Source organism: Labrys sp. HAY1-8F, from assembly GCF_056754975.1.
In genome coordinates this window covers 1293632-1309315 of record NZ_JBPGWZ010000001.1, presented here as the reverse complement: position 1 = coordinate 1309315, position 15684 = coordinate 1293632, and the positions used below count along the sequence as shown (strand labels likewise).

Below are 15684 nucleotides of genomic sequence, written 5' to 3'. Positions count from 1 at the left end.
AAATTTCTCATATCGAGTTATTTATTGATAATTGAATGTGGCGAGTGTAGCAAAATGGCTGGAATACTGTTAGTTGACAATAACTCTTTGCTTTTTGCGTACCAAAACGGAGGGAGGCCTCTTCTCGATGCGTTGGCATCATACGCTGCAAAGCGCGGCTTAGCCCTTGCAGTGACGGATGTCGTCCGTGATGAGATGCTGAAAGGCCCTCTTGGCAAGGTCGATGCTACAGGAAATATCATTCAAAGTTCGTGGGAAAGTAATTACACGGTTCGTACTATAAACACTAATACATATATAGAGCTACAGACATATATATTAAATAATCCCGGATCTAAAATAAAGGATTCCGGTGATATTTCGATGGCTGAGGCGGTAAACACGCTATGGTCGAGGGGAATTGAGTCTTATATATTCAGTGATGACAAATTTTTCTCTCTCGATACCCACTATGGATATTTTCAAAAAAATAGTGTTGGGCAATTATTGAAGGGATCTCCTCTGGAGGTTCCGATTCTTGAGTCTAACGTTCTTTCTAGTGCAGATATACTTCGTGAGGTAGGCTATCTTGGAGAGTATGGCGTAGATGCTAATACTTTTCAGAGTATTTTGGACAACTATCGGGGGACCTCTCAGTTTAAGGGGGTGGAGGTCAGCCAAAAGCTTGCAAATATAGATTTCCAACTACAGAGATATAACAGTTCTAGTATCTGGAATCTGTATTCGGAGGGAGTGTCCGATAGCGACGTAATCGGCGCAATGTCTAGAGATGTAACTTCACTCCGAAATTGGGCGGGATATACACTCACAGCAGAAAATGTAATTGGCGCGACGGGGGAGGTTCTGTCTGGGCTCCTTCGGGGAGTGGGCGCCGTCGGAACTACGTACTATGTCGGAGAAACACTGTACTCGGCTGGTAATCTTACCTATAATGGTAAGTATCTCGACGCGGCCGGTGTCGTTGGTGAAGGAGCTAGTCGACTTGGTGGCGCTTACATTGGCGCTCAACTGGGAGCAGCTGGTGGTTTCGCTTTTGGGCCGTTTGAACCTATTGCTACACCGTTGCTAGGGGCGGCGGGAGGCGCACTGGGCTTTCTGGCTCCATCTCTTGTTACGGGGGGCGACGATCCCATTCACACTGTTCCAAGTCAGGTTTGGGACCATTGGGATGAAATACTGGCAGCAAACCATGGTGATGAAGCCTTAGCTAGAGCCCAGGCGATCGCACTAGGCCAAGCGTGGTGGACAGTTGCGACCGCTCGAGAAACTCCCGATGGTAAAATTCACCTAAGTCAGAATCCATCATTTTCAGAAGCGAACCAAAATACGACTTTTCAGCAAGCGGTCGAATATTTAGCCTTCCAAAGAATTTTTCAGAACGCTCAAGATAAGAATTATCTGGGCTCACCCGCAGCTCAGTCGATCGCTGCGCCCTCGGCATCACGTTTTGGCGTGCTGCCCGAAAGCTATTCCGGATTCATGCGGGCAAGCCAGTCTCCGGTCATTCATTTTGCCTTCGACCCTACTAAGCCGTTGGGCTGGGCTGCGGATAATGGTGACTTCTCGGCCATTGCCCGGCTGACCGAGCCCGACTTCCCGTGGCCTGCCGCTTATACGGGTGAACCGAACACGATCGATCCCTATTCCGAATTCCTGGGCCAGTCGCCGGTACAAATGTGGGAAAGCGCGATTGCGTTAGGTAAATTGACTGATGCAGGTGCCGCTTCGGCCTGGAGTAAGATCGATGCTGCCTCGCAGACGAGCGCATTCCTCGCAGGCAATAGCCTGCCCGGTCTCAATCAGAGTGCTCTGGCAGCGATGGGCGGCAGCCTGCTCCACGATCTCCAGAGCTTCTGGCAGTCTTCCAGCGACTCCTATGCTCAACAGGTCGCGAACTTCCACCAAGCCGCGTCTGCCCCCTATCAACTGGCCGCCAATTTCTCTACGGGTTCAGGGTGGCAGTTCATTGGCAATAACGGCTATGGCGGGATCAGTAATGGCGGAGGCGTAACTATTGGATATAATCCAGGTTTTGCCGGCGGGAATTTCAATGGCCCGAGCATATCAATCTCTTTCGGCTTTCCCGTTATTCTGGATTTGAATGGCGACGGCCTGCGCATCGACGCTTTGTCGTCATCCAGCCAGTTCATCGACCAGGATGGGGATGGCTATCAGAGCCGTACGGCCTGGGCAGGGGCAGGCGATGGCGTGCTCGTTTTCGATGCCGACGGCAACGGCAAGATCAGCAATTCCCAGGAATATGCTTTCACCGAATGGGATTCGACCGCCGATAGCGACCTTGAGGCGTTGAAGAACATCTTCGATACCAATCACAACGGCAAGCTCGACGCCGGTGACGCCAAGTGGGCCAGTTTCAAGGTGATGGTCGACGGCCAGATGGTGAGCCTTGCCTCCCTTGGCATCCAATCGATCGATCTCACTCCGACTGGGAGTGGGCAGACCTTCAACGATGGTTCCGCCATCACCGGTACGACGACTTTCACGCGCACCGACGGTTCGACTGGCGCGGTCGGAGATGCCATTCTGGCGACGGAATCCGGCAGCTATATCGTCAATCAAACGAAGACCACGAGCGCTGACGGGTCCGTCACCACAGATATTCTCGGATACAATAAGGATGGCTCGAAGGCCTTCGAGAATGTTGTCACGGCAAACGCGGCCGGCACGAGCAAGACCATCAAATATGATGACAACGGTGACGGTGTCTTTGACCACTCGCAAACCGTCAATACAACTAATAACACCGATGGCTCATCCACCCAGACCATCCGCAACTTCAATGTTGATGGCTCGCTAAAGGACCGCACTTCGACAACCACAAGTTCCGATACCAAAATTGTAACGACGCAGGTCGACGAGAACGGTGACGGCATCTGGGATCAGTCACAGGTCTTCGTCACCAATCTGGACCATTCGACCTCGACGACCACCAAGAACCTCGCCGTCAACGGCGCAACAATCAGCCAAGTGCAGGTGATAGCCAGCGCAGATGGCCTGTCCAAGACGACGAAGACAGACCATGCAGGCTCCGGTACTTTTGATCAGATCACGACCGATGTGACCGTGGTGAATGCCGATGGCAGCCGGACACAGACCGTTACCAATACTGGCAGCAACGGGACTATTCCTAGCAAGACGGTCACGACCATCAGCGCGGATCGTGCTACCTCAACCATCCAGATCGACCACATGGGGTATGGTGATTTCGACACGGTGGAGAAGACCACGAGAAGTGTGACCGCGGACGGGACCATTTCAACCTGGATCGTCGACTCGAACGCGGACGGCTCGGAACGAACCATTCATGTCGTCAATCTGAGCGCGGACGGTTTGTCGAAGACGGAATACTTCGACTGGAATAGCGATGGGCCGGCCGACGAGATCCGTTTCGACGGCACGGTGATCGCCAGCGATGGCGCGAGAACGCAAACTGTCTGGGACAAAAGTGGCAACGGCACGCTTATCAGCCAAACCGTAACGACGACGAGCGCCGACAAGAAGTCGATCTCCGTAACCACCGACGCCAACGGCGACAGTGTAGCGGATCAGACCACGTCGATCGTAACTGCCGCCGATGGCACGACTACTCAAACCACGTCGAATTTTGCTCCAGGCGGCACGCTGGTCGACCGTACGCAGATTGCGACCTCGGCCAATGGCTCATCGAAAACGACCAAGTCCGATGTCAATGGCGATGGAACCTATGATGCAGTTAAGTCTGATGTCATCGTCAAGAACGGGGATGGCTCCATTACCGAGACGGTGACGGACACCAGCGCCAACGGCACGCTGGTCGACAGATCGATCACGACGATCTCGGCCAATGGGCTGACTCAGACGAAGCAGCAGGATCTCGATGGAAATGGTACCGTCGACCGGACAGCGACGGATGCCATCATACTCAACGCCGACGGTAGCCGCACCGAGACCCTATCGGTAATAAGCAGTGCAGGTACGCTGCTCTCCAAGACTGTAACGACAACCAGCGCCAACCGCCTGACTTCGACGGTGAATCTAGACCAGAATGGCGATGGTCATGTCGATCAGACCCAGGTCAACACCACCAATGCTGATGGTTCGACGACAAAGACAATCTCAGACTTTGCGGCCAATGGTAGCTTGATCGATAAGTTAGCGACGACGATCAGTGCTAATGGGCTGAGCACGACGGTTCAAAGTGATCTTAATGGCGACGGTATCTATGACGGTTCGACCAGCGATCTAGTCACGCTGTATGCTAGTGGGTCGAAGACCGAAACAAAGGCGAACTACAGTGGCAATGGAGCCTTAATCAATCAGACCATTGTTACAACGAGTGGCAATGGTCTTTTCATCACAACCCAAAATGATGAAGACGGGGATGGCCTAACGGATAGCCAATCCATCGATCAGACACAAATCAACGTCAAAGGCGTCAAAACAGAGACGATAATCAATTACAATCGTAACCTGGGTATTATCAATAAGACTGTAGTCGCGACCTCCGGTAACGGCCTGTCAAAGACCACCACCCGGGACATCAACGGTGACGGCACGGTGGATGTGACCATCAGCGATGTCACCACCTTGAATGCAGATGGCTCGACCCAACAAACGGTCAACACGATGAGTGCCAATGGCACTATGATAAGCCAGACCGTCACCAATACCAATGCGGCTGGGGATCACGTCGAAAAGTGGACCATCCCCTATGATGCCAACGCCGTCCGAAGCCACGAGAATACCTATGTGCGCACTGACGGCAGTATCCAGCACGATGTCTGGACCTATACGGCCGATGGATCGAAGGTATTGTCTGATATCACGACGATTACCTCTGCCGATGGTTTGTCCAAGACGGTGATCGCTAATGTCTCGGGTAACAACGCAGCAGATAGTAGGGAAATAGCCTCTACGACGATAAACGCCGATGGATCCCGGACACAAACCGTTGCCGACTTCAATGGCGACGGTACGGTCCAGATCGGTAAGAAGGTGACGACGACGAGTGCCAACGGCCTGTCTATGACGGTTCAGGCCTATCTGGGCAACCAGGCATCACCCTATTCGACCACGACGGATGTAAAAGTCCTAAACGCTGATGGTTCGACCACCGAGACGGTCACCGTGCTGGGCGGCACTAGTTTGGTGCAAACGAGCAAGACGGTGACAATGACCAGCGCCGATGGCCTGAGTCAGTCGATTACGTCCTATGTCGATGCCAATTCGCAGCCGGCGAAGGTCTCCAGTTCGGTGGTGAATGCTGATGGCTCGAAGACGACGACCATTTCTATCTATGGTCCGAATGGCGCGAACCTGGTGAACCGGACCGTTACGTCCCAGAGCGCCAATGGCTTGACCACGACAACGCAGACCGACGCCAATGGTGACGGGACAATCGACACCACCAAAGTGGTCGCGCTTGTTCTCAATGCCGACGGTTCGAAGACGCAGACAACAACGACCTATGGCGGGGCAGCCACCGATGCTGCCCACGAAACCAGCCAGGTCATCGCGGTCACCAGCGCGAACGGTCAGTCGGTGACAACAAAGATTGATGCGAATGGTGATGGGACCTTCGACAATCAAAGCAGCGATGTCACGACGTTGAATGCGGACGGGTCGAAGACGGAGACGTTGTCGACATATAACGGTTCTGGAACGACACTGATCGATCGGGTGGTAACCAAGGTCAGTGCTGACGGTTTGACCAAGACAACACAAAGCTATTGGCAAGCGGATGGCAGTTTTGCCATTACGACAACAGACGGCACTGCACTGAATGCGGATGGCTCTAAAACGCAGACCATTACCCGCAGGGGCAAAGATGGTACTCTCATTGATCAGGTTGTAACCACAACCAGCGCCAACGGCTCCGTCATCCATAAGTGGACCACCGAAGGTGGCAGCAATCTAAGCAAGACCTCGGAAGACATCTCGGTTGGCGCGGACGGTAGTATCAGCGATGTCGTCTCGACCTACAATTCAGCAGGTACCCAGACCCTGTCGACTGTGACGACGATCACCAGTGCGAACGGCTTGACTAAAACTGTCTACAAGGACGTCGATGGCTCAGGCACCTTTGACAGCAAGGAAGTCGCGACGACCGTGCTCAATGCCGACGGTTCGAAAACCCAGACCGTGGCGGACTATAATGGCGGCGGAACCATATTGGTGGGTAAGTCCGTTACGACCATAAGTGCTGACGGCCTGTCCGGAACGGTGCAGTCCTACCTGGATAATCAGGCGTCACCCTATCTGACCACGACTGACGTCAAGGCTGCGAACGCGGACGGCTCGACAACCGACACAAGGACGACGCTGAGTGGCGCCAATCAGGTCCAGACCGCCAAGACCGTAACCACAGTCAGCGCCGACGGATTGAGCACGACGACCAAGACCTATGTCGACACCAATAGCGCGGCCCAGACGGTTTCGAGTTCGGTGACGAACCCGGATGGCTCGAAGACCACGACGCAGTCGACCTATAACCCCGCCGGTACCGCGCTCGTTAGCAAGACCACCACTGTCGTAAGCGCAAATGGCCTGACGACGACAACGTCGCAGGATGCGAATGGGGATGGTGTGACTGATGCAACCAGCGTTGTGACAGGCGTTCTCAATGCGGACGGTTCGACGACGCGGACATCGACCAACTTTCATGGTTCGGGCACGGCCGCTGCCAATGAAGCGAACCAGACTGTAGTGACCACCAGCGCCGATGGGCTGAGGGGGACCAGCAAGGTCGATGCCAATGTAGACGGTGTGTTTGATCAGGTTGTTACTGACACGACCGTGCTGAATGCCGATGGGTCTAAGACCGAAACACTCTCGACATTCAATGGCGCGGGAACAAGCCTGATCACTCAAAAGGTAACGACTACCTCAGCAAACCAGTTGTCGATCACCAGCCAGATCGATGAAAATGGCGACGGAACTTTCGATCGAACTGTTACCGATATTATTGTGTTGAATGCCGATGGCTCTAAGACCGAAACCGTGAGCAATCGCAATGCTGGCGGGGCCTTGAGCGAGCAGACGCAGACCACCATCAGCGCCAATGGCTTGAGTAAGACGATCAAGACAGATGAGAATGGCGATGGTGGCTATGACATCGTGGAGATGATCGGCAAGGCGGCCGACGGAAGTACTGTCGACACGGTGTCGAATTACTCTCCTGACGGAACGGTACTGCTGTCGCGAACGGTGACGACGACGTCCGGAAATGGTCAGGCCGTAATCGTGCAGGCGGATGCCAATGGCGATGGTGTCTTCGATGCAAAACAGCAAACCTCCAATGCCATCAATGCTGACGGCTCGACCACACAAACGGTTGCCCGATATAGCGGAGACGGCTCGGTTCAGATCGGCAAGACCGTAACCACGACCAGCGCAAACGGTCTCTCGAAAACGGTGACGATCTATCTCGGCAATGCAACTGCGCCCCAGCAGACGACGACCGATGTCATTGTGCTCAACGCCGACGGCTCCAAGACGGAAACGGTGATCAAGAGCGCCGGCTCCAACAACGCCGAGGCCGAAAAGGTTGTGACAGTGACATCGGCGGATGGCCTGACCTCAACCGCCACCGACTACGCCAGTGGTTCTACAATCCCGAACAAGACGACGAAAACCGTGACGAACGCCGACGGCTCGACCACCGAGACCGTCACGGCAGGATCGGTCACCAGTGCAGGTACGATGACAACCTCAACCGTCATGACGACAACCAGTGCAAACGGTCTGTCGATGACGAAGTGGATCAATCCTGTCGTCAATGCGAGCGGTGTCGTGACGAGCTTTACGGAGAAGGAAACGGAGGTCACCGTTCTCAAGGCTGACGGCAGCAAGACTGAGACCAAGACGGATTATGCAAGCAATGGAGGCGTGCTGACGCAAGCCGCGATTACGACCTCGGCCAACGGCCTTAGTGTGAATACGATTTGGACGGGAGGCGACCCCAAGGCGACGACCGACGTCACGGTTTTCAATGCAGATGGTTCCAAGACCCAGACGATCACGGATGGCGCCAACATCGTTGGTGGCAAGATCAGCTCGGTGACGGATGTCCTGACGAAAGTCACCAGCGCAAACGGGTTGCAAGAAGTCGATACGCTTACGATTGGCGGCGTGGTGGAGCGTCGTGAAACGATAATAAAAAATATAGACGGGAGTTCTGTCGATACGACCTCTTATTATACGACGACCGGTCTGTTACGGGAAACGTATGTTGTTCAACTGAGCGCCGACGGCATGACGAAGACGTTGCAACATGATTTGAATGGCGATGGTCATTTCGATCAGATCGAAGTCGATGCAACGGATGCCACGGGGATCAAGACGGTTTCCCTTTCGGACTATGCCGCCAATGGCAATTTGCTAGCAAGAACAGTGAGATCGACAAGTGCCGATGGCCTATCGGTCGCGATGTCGGTCGATGTGAATGGCGATGGCATCGTCGACAACCTTAAGACTGATATTACGACCCCGCGCGCCGACGGGGGTAAGGTCGAAACGATCACGAGCTTCCTCGATAACGGCGTGTCCGTGCGCGACCGAACCATTATTACGACCAGCGCGGACGGCCTTGCCAAGACCATCCAGATGGATCTGAATGGCGACGGAGTTATCGACGAAACGGAAAGCATTTTGACCGTCGTCAACAACGACGGCTCCACGACGGTGAGCGATAGTCTTTCGTACGCCAACGGCACGCTGAAAAGCAGCGCCACGACGACAACGAGTGCCGATGGAAGCATCACGACCCGACAGCTGGACATGGATGGTGATGGCAAGACCGATGAGACCGATACAGTCACAACTGCCAAAGACGGTTCAAAGTTAGAGCAGAAAAGCTATACTGACGGTATTGCTTGGTACACGGGTCAACAAGCGCCTGCGCAAGGCAATTGGACAAGTGCAGACGGTCGCACGCAGATTCCGCTTGGTGAAATGGGTGCTGGAGACGGAGTTAGCGTTTATATACCTGCGGGCACCAAGATTTCTCTTTATCAAGATGATATTGATATCGTACAGGGTAGTTATTCGGCTTGGAGTAATTCATGTTGGTCTGGCGCGAAGCATAAGATAAATAGCAACGGGGTAGATACATATTCATATCTCGACAGCGAAGCAAATCACTACCGCTCTTCGGGAATTCCTTGGTTTTATCTGACTCAGACGATGGATTCAAAAATACTTTCGATATATTATGATTTTCAGAGTCGGATTGATGATGTAATTTTGGATGAAGACGCCGAAGATATTCAGAAAAATACTATTGCAGAGTTCGTAAGTGGAAATAAGTTTGATGCCGTCGGATATGTTAATTATGTAATGACGGGCAAGAACGAAATAGTCACTACGATGACTTACAACACGCTCTTGAGAAAGTACGGTTCGCTGACCAATGGCGAATTCGTTCAGCAAATGTATCGTAACGCCTTCGGTCGTAGCGCTTCTCTTACCGAATTGACCAATTGGTTGTCACAGCTGACATCCGGCGCGACCACGCGGGCTGGGATGATCGTCACCTTGGCCAACAGCGCCGAGCATATCGCGACAGGCAATCAACATGAGGACAGTGTCGCGGTAACGGGAGGCTATGTGCACACGACCGACAAGGTGATCGCGGGGCAATTTGTAAATCGCTTGTTCGATGTCGCCTTTGATCGTGAACCGACGACGGCGGAGTTGTCTACATATGTCACGCAGATCGTCACCGGCGCCGGCACGGAGCCGCAGGTTGCCGCGGAGCTGCTCGCTCTTCCTGAATTTGCGTCGCGTTACGGGACGCTGTCGAATGGTGATTTTCTTACTCAACTCTTCGTTAACGCACTGGGACGGCTGCCGACATCCAGTGAAGCGAGTTTCTGGCTTGGGCAGCTCAACGCCAATACAGTAACCCGAGCGGACATGGTCATGCTTCTGGCCAGTAGCGCCGAGCATCTTCAAATCGGCAACGTTCATGGCACTGCAGCGTTGGACATTAGCGGCCCGAACAACACGGTGAAGATCGGCAATGCGACCATCACGGTGGCTGCTGGTGCCTCGGGGACGCTCACCGGGTCCGGTGACAATATCACGATGAATTCTGTGAGTACGCTGTCCGTTGTCGGCAACACCAATGTGGTCACAGTCGGCTCTGGTTCGACGTTGACAATAACGGGAACGTCTGAGGCGGTTAATGCCACGAATGCAAACATTGCCTTCGGAAATTCGAGCTCGGGTACGATTTCTGGCAGTGGCAATGCGATTGTCCTAGGGGCCTCGGACAATGTCTCAATCGTCGGTGCGAGCAACGTGCTGACCGTCAAGGGCTCCAGCGATACGATCTCCGTCTCGAATTCAACTGTGAACGTTCAAAACGGTATTTCTGTTTCTGTTACGGGCAACGGTGACACGATTAATCTGGGAACGTCCGATACCTTAACGGCGTCAGGACCTGACTTGATTGTCGACGTTACTGGTACGGCCAATCAAGTGAATGTATCGAATGCCAGCATTATCATCGAGAATGGTGCTACTGCTACCGTTACCGGCACCAATGACACGGTGAAGATCAAAGGGACAGGCCAGGTAACGGTATCGAGCGCGACTGACATTGTCGATATGACAGGAGCTGGTGAGAAGGTCACGATCACCGGAGGCGGCGGCCACATTACCGTAGAGGATGGAGCTGGAGGCACGATCGCTGGTAACAACAATTCCATAACGCTGAATGGAAATTCAGCGCCAATAACCGCCACTGGTACCGGCACTATCATAAATGGCAATGGATACGCATCGTCCTTAACGGTGAGTTCTTCTACTGTTAACGTTGCTGCGGGCGCCTATATCAACGTCATCGGCAACAACGATGCTCTCAATGTCGCCAGCGGCAGCACCGGCGTGGTATTGGGCACCGGTAATACGCTCACGGCAACAGGAGCGGGCGCTGTCGTTTCTAACGCGTCCGGAACGGGCAATACGGCGAACATCTCCAACGGCACCGTCTGGATGGGATCCGGCGGTTCGATGACGGTGAACGGCAACAACAACGTCCTGAACCTGGGGCAGACCAACGGCACCTATACCGTCAATGGCACCGGCAACACGCTCAACGCCTCCCAGACCGGCGAGAAAGCGACGATGTCCAATGGCACGGTCAATCTGGGTGCGAACGCCTCACTTACCCTGACCGGCTCCAACGACGTCATCAATGCTGGGGCGAACTCTACGATCAGTGTGACCGGCACGTCGGAGACCTTCGTGTTCTCGCCCAACTTCGGCAAGGATACGATCATCGGATATCAGGCCTCGGGTACCGGTGCGGACCAGATCAACATCGATCACACGGTCTTTGCCGATTGGGCGACGTTGCTCTCGCACACCACGCAGTCGGGTGCGGATACCATCATCACGGCGGACGCCAACGACGTGATCTCGCTGAAGAACACCACGGTGTCGAGCCTGCAGCAGGGCAACTTCCACTTCACCTGAGGGGTGCTCCCGGTCGGGCTTGCCGCGGCAGCCCGACCGACAATGCCGCCGAGGCGGGAGGGGTGGTCTCCTTCCCGCTCTTCTTCCTCCCAGTTCAGATCATTTCTCATGTCTCGCGATTTCAGTCTGCGCCCTTGGTCCGCTCCTCGTGAAACGGCCTCTCAAGTCGGCCAACCCTCTCCCAACGAAGAACGCTCCTCCGTTTGGCATGTTGCCGCCTATGGCCGCAGTGCGGGCGTCGGCGACCAGGGCGCGCATTTCGTCTACGAGCCCGCACGCGGCGGCTCTGGCGTCTCGTCTTGGTTTGGCGATGTGCGCGGCCAGCCGGTCTCGACACCGGCATCCGAAGCCCTGGACAGCCTCTTCGATGGCTGGATCAACACATTGGCCTCCTGGACCCAGTCGGGCTCGGCCACCATCGGCCAGCATCACGATCCCTTCCAAGTTGGGTTTCTGGCTTCCGGCAGTGGCAGCGAGCCCACCCATGGTGGCTGGGGCTCGTCTTCCCGATAGGCACGCCGGCCCGCGGCGCTTTCCGTTGTTTCCCTCCGAGTCTTCATGGACCAAGCTTCCGCCCCTGTTTCTCCGACCGAGCCGCTCGATTCCGGCCTGAGGGCCCTGTGCGGCATCGCCGCCTTCTTCCGCATCGCCGCCGATCCCAAGCATCTGGCTGGGGAACTCGCTTTGACCGGGCGCCTCGCTGGCGAGCGCGACCTGGTGCGCGCCGCAGCGATGATCGGCCTCAAAGCCCGTATCGTGGGTCGGCTCACGCCAAAACGCTTGGAGACCATCCCCGTGCCGGCAATCGTGCGGGTGGCCGATGGCTCCTTCCAGGTCTTCGGTGGCAAGAACCCCAGCGGCAAGTTCCGCCTGGTCGATCCGATCACCCGCATCGATCGCGAACTCCCCCTCGAGGTAGTGCTCGCCGAGATCGGCGGCCAGGTCCTGTTGGTCGGCCGGCGTCTGCGCGGAGCGGGCTCGGATCCACGCTCCTTCGGCCTTGGCTGGTTCCTGCCCTCGCTGTGGCGCTACAGGAAGCCGCTCGCCCATGTGCTGCTGGCCTCGCTCTTCGTGCAGATCTTCGCTTTGGTGACACCTTTGTTCTTCCAGGTCGTGGTCGACAAAGTCCTCACCCACAAGGGCTATTCAACCCTGTTCGTGCTGGTCGCCGGCATCGCCATCATCGGCCTGTTCGACGTGGTGCTGCAGTACTTACGCAGCTACGCCCTCTCCCACACCACCAACCGCATCGATGTCGAGCTCGGCCAAAAGCTGTTCGGCCATCTCCTGCGCCTGCCGCTCGGCTACTTCGAGACCCGCTCGGCCGGCCAGACGGTGGCCCGGGTGCGCGAGCTTGAGACCATCCGCAACTTCCTGACAGGACAGGGGCTGTTCTCGGCCATCGACCTCGTCTTCACTATCGTCTTCATCGCGGTGCTCTGGGCCTATTCGTGGAAGCTCACCCTCATTGTCATCGGCTCCATCCCGCTCTACATCCTGATCGCCGTGGCGGTGCGCCCCTCCTTGCGCAAGATGATCGAGGAGAAGTTCAATCGCGGCGCCATCTCCCAGCAATTCCTGGTCGAGGCGGTGGTCGGCATTCAGACGGTGAAGGCCGGGGCGGTCGAGCCGGTGATGCACGCCCAATGGTCCGAGCGCCTGGCCGCCTATGTCAGGACCTCCTTCGACGCCACCATGCTGGCGGCCGGCGGCCAGAACGCCATTCAATATGTCTCCAAGCTCTCCACCGCCCTGTTGCTGTTGTTCGGGGCCAAGGCGGTGATCGATGGCGAACTCTCGGTCGGGGCTCTCGTCGCCTTCAACATGATCGCCGGGCAGGTGACCCAGCCGGTGCTGCGCCTGTCCCAGATCTGGCAGGACTTCCAGCAGGTCAAGATCTCCATGGACCGGCTCGGCGACATCCTCAACACCCCGACGGAGCGCTCGCCCCAGACCAGCCTGGTGCTGCCGCCGCCACGGGGCCTAATCGAACTGAGGAATGTCACCTTCCGCTACCGGCCCGGCTCACCCGAAGTGCTCAAATCGGTCTCGCTCTCCGTGCAGCCCGGCGAGGTGATCGGCATCGTCGGCGCCTCCGGCTCGGGCAAGTCGACCCTGACCAAGCTGATCCAGCGCCTCTATACGCCGGAGGAAGGCCAGGTCCTGCTCGACGGCGCCGATCTCTCCCAGGTGGATCCGGCCTGGTTACGCAGCCAGATCGGCGTGGTGCTGCAGGAGAACCTGCTGTTCAACCGCTCCATCCACGACAACATCGCCTTCGCCAATCCAGCCTTGCCGCGGGCCAATGTCATCGCCATCGCTCGGCTTGCCGGCGCCGACGAGTTCATCGCCAAGCTGCCGGCAGGCTATGACACCATCATCGAGGAGCGCGGCGCCAATCTCTCCGGCGGCCAGCGCCAGCGCATCGCCATTGCCAGAGCCCTCGCCACCAATCCGCCGATCCTGATCTTCGACGAGGCGACCTCGGCGCTCGATTATGAGAGCGAGCGGGTGATCCAGACCAATATGCGCCAGATCGTCCAGGGCCGCACGGTGATCATCATCGCCCATCGCCTGGCTGCTGTGCGGCCCTGCAACCGCATCGTCGGCATGTCAGATGGCCGCATCGTCGAGATCGGTAGCCATGCCGAGCTGCTGGCCAGGCCCGACGGCGTCTATGCCCGACTTTGGGCCCTGCAGAACGACAGGATGGAGGCAGCGGAATAATGAACGCGCAGTCTCCGCCGCCCAATGCAGGCCAGCCCATCCCCAGGCCGCCCAAACGCCTCAAGCCACGCCGTTCGGACCAGGAGTTCCTGGCGCCGGCCCTGGAGATCCTGGAGACGCCGCCATCGCCGGTGCGCATGGCCCTGATCGTAATCATCTGCGCCTTCGTGGTGGTCTCGCTGGTATGGTCCTACTTCGGCCGCATCGACATCATCGCCGCGGCGCAGGGCAAGTTCGAACCGACCGGCAAGGTCAAGATCATCCAGCCACTGGAGGCGGGCAAGGTGAAGGCCCTGCCACCCATAGACGGCAGCCATGTCAAACAGGGTGAAGTTGTCCTCCAACTCGACGCCACCGAGGAACAGGCGGAAGAGGCGGGCCTTACCCGCAACCTCGCCTCCTTCAACGCCGAGGCGGCACGACGGCGCGCGGCCATCGAGGCCGCGCATCAGCGCAAGCTCACACCGCCTCCCTCCATTACCTGGAGCGACGATATTCCCGAGCTTCTCCGCAACCGGGAGCAGCACATTCTAACCTCCGATCTGAGCCAGCTTGGCTCGAGCCTCGCCTCGCTGCAGGCGCAGCGCCAGGCCAAGCTGATCGCGCGGGATCGCAGCGAGCAGACCGTCGAGACCCAGAAGTCCCTGATTGCGACGCTGCAGGAGCGTGTCACCATGCGCTCGACAGCCGAAGCCAAGCAGGCGGTGACCAAGGCCAGTGTCATCGATGCCACCGAGACCTTGAAGTATCAGATCACCCAGCTTGCCATCCATCAGGGCGAACTGGCGGAGGCTGAATCCGGCGCCGAGGTGCTGGCGCGAGAGATCGACAAGACGGTGGAGACTTTCGTCTCCGACAACGCCGTCAAGCTTGGCGAGGCCGAGCGCCAGATCGACGATCTCACCCAGAAGCTCGCCAAGGCCACGGCGCAGCGTGAGAGAAAAACCATTCTCGCCCCGATCTCCGGCACGGTGCAGGCTTCCGTCATCGGTACCGTCGGCCAGGTCGTCGTGCCCGGACAGGAGGTCATGCGCATCGTGCCGGATGACTCCAAGCTGCAATTGCAGGTCTATGTGCTCAACACCGATATCGGCTTCGTTAGGCCGGGGCAGGAAGCGGTGGTGAAGATCCAGTCCTTCCCCTTCACGCGCTATGGCACCATCAATGCCACGGTCGCCACGGTGGCGACCGATGCTATCCCTGAGCCCGATGCTGCCCAACTCGAGGGCAATCCGGCTGCGCAGATCGCCAAGTCGACATTTGCCGGTGCCGAGCGCACCCAGAACCTAGTGTTCCCGGTTACGCTCGCCCCCGACCGCGAGGTGATGGATGCCGATGGCCATCGCGTCGCGCTCACCCCAGGCATGGCCGCCACCGTCGAGATCAAGACCGACAGCCGCAGGATCCTTGAATATGTGTTCTCGCCCCTCGTCGAGGTTGCGAGCGAGGCACTGAAGGAGAGGTAGGCGATATCCG

At 56.8% G+C, this 15684-nt stretch carries 4 protein-coding genes; all 4 read left to right on the top strand.

Annotated features, from left to right (window positions below):
* The first annotated feature begins 54 nt into the window (after positions 1 to 54).
* The 4 genes from ACR9ZN_RS05930 to ACR9ZN_RS05915 all read left to right on the top strand — a co-directional run bounded on the left by ACR9ZN_RS05930 (position 55) and on the right by ACR9ZN_RS05915 (position 15674).
* Positions 55 to 11481 carry a DUF4214 domain-containing protein gene (locus ACR9ZN_RS05930; protein WP_481271597.1) on the top strand — a complete coding sequence of 3809 codons (11427 nt, stop codon included), beginning with the start codon at positions 55 to 57 and terminating at the stop codon, positions 11479 to 11481.
* Positions 11482 to 11589: 108 nt separating this feature from the next.
* On the top strand, positions 11590 to 11994 hold the full coding sequence (locus ACR9ZN_RS05925) for a hypothetical protein (protein ID WP_481271596.1): 405 nt from the start codon (positions 11590 to 11592) through the stop codon (positions 11992 to 11994).
* A 45-nt stretch (positions 11995 to 12039) separates the two neighbouring features.
* Positions 12040 to 14208 carry a type I secretion system permease/ATPase gene (locus tag ACR9ZN_RS05920; protein ID WP_481271595.1) on the top strand — a complete coding sequence of 723 codons (2169 nt, stop codon included), beginning with the start codon at positions 12040 to 12042 and terminating at the stop codon, positions 14206 to 14208.
* Entirely contained in the window at positions 14208 to 15674 is a 1467-nt protein-coding gene (locus tag ACR9ZN_RS05915) for an HlyD family type I secretion periplasmic adaptor subunit (protein WP_481271594.1), read from the top strand. Before ACR9ZN_RS05920 ends, ACR9ZN_RS05915 begins: the two co-directional genes overlap by 1 nt.
* Positions 15675 to 15684: the final 10 nt, after the last annotated feature.

Excerpts from the sequence above, each read along its gene's own strand:
- ACR9ZN_RS05930 (WP_481271597.1), top strand. The coding sequence starts at position 55 with ATGGCTGGAATACTGTTAGTTGACAATAACTCTTTGCTTTTTGCGTAC.
- ACR9ZN_RS05920 (WP_481271595.1), top strand. The coding sequence starts at position 12,040 with ATGGACCAAGCTTCCGCCCCTGTTTCTCCGACCGAGCCGCTCGATTCC.
- ACR9ZN_RS05925 (WP_481271596.1), top strand. The coding sequence starts at position 11,590 with ATGTCTCGCGATTTCAGTCTGCGCCCTTGGTCCGCTCCTCGTGAAACG.
- ACR9ZN_RS05915 (WP_481271594.1), top strand. The coding sequence starts at position 14,208 with ATGAACGCGCAGTCTCCGCCGCCCAATGCAGGCCAGCCCATCCCCAGG.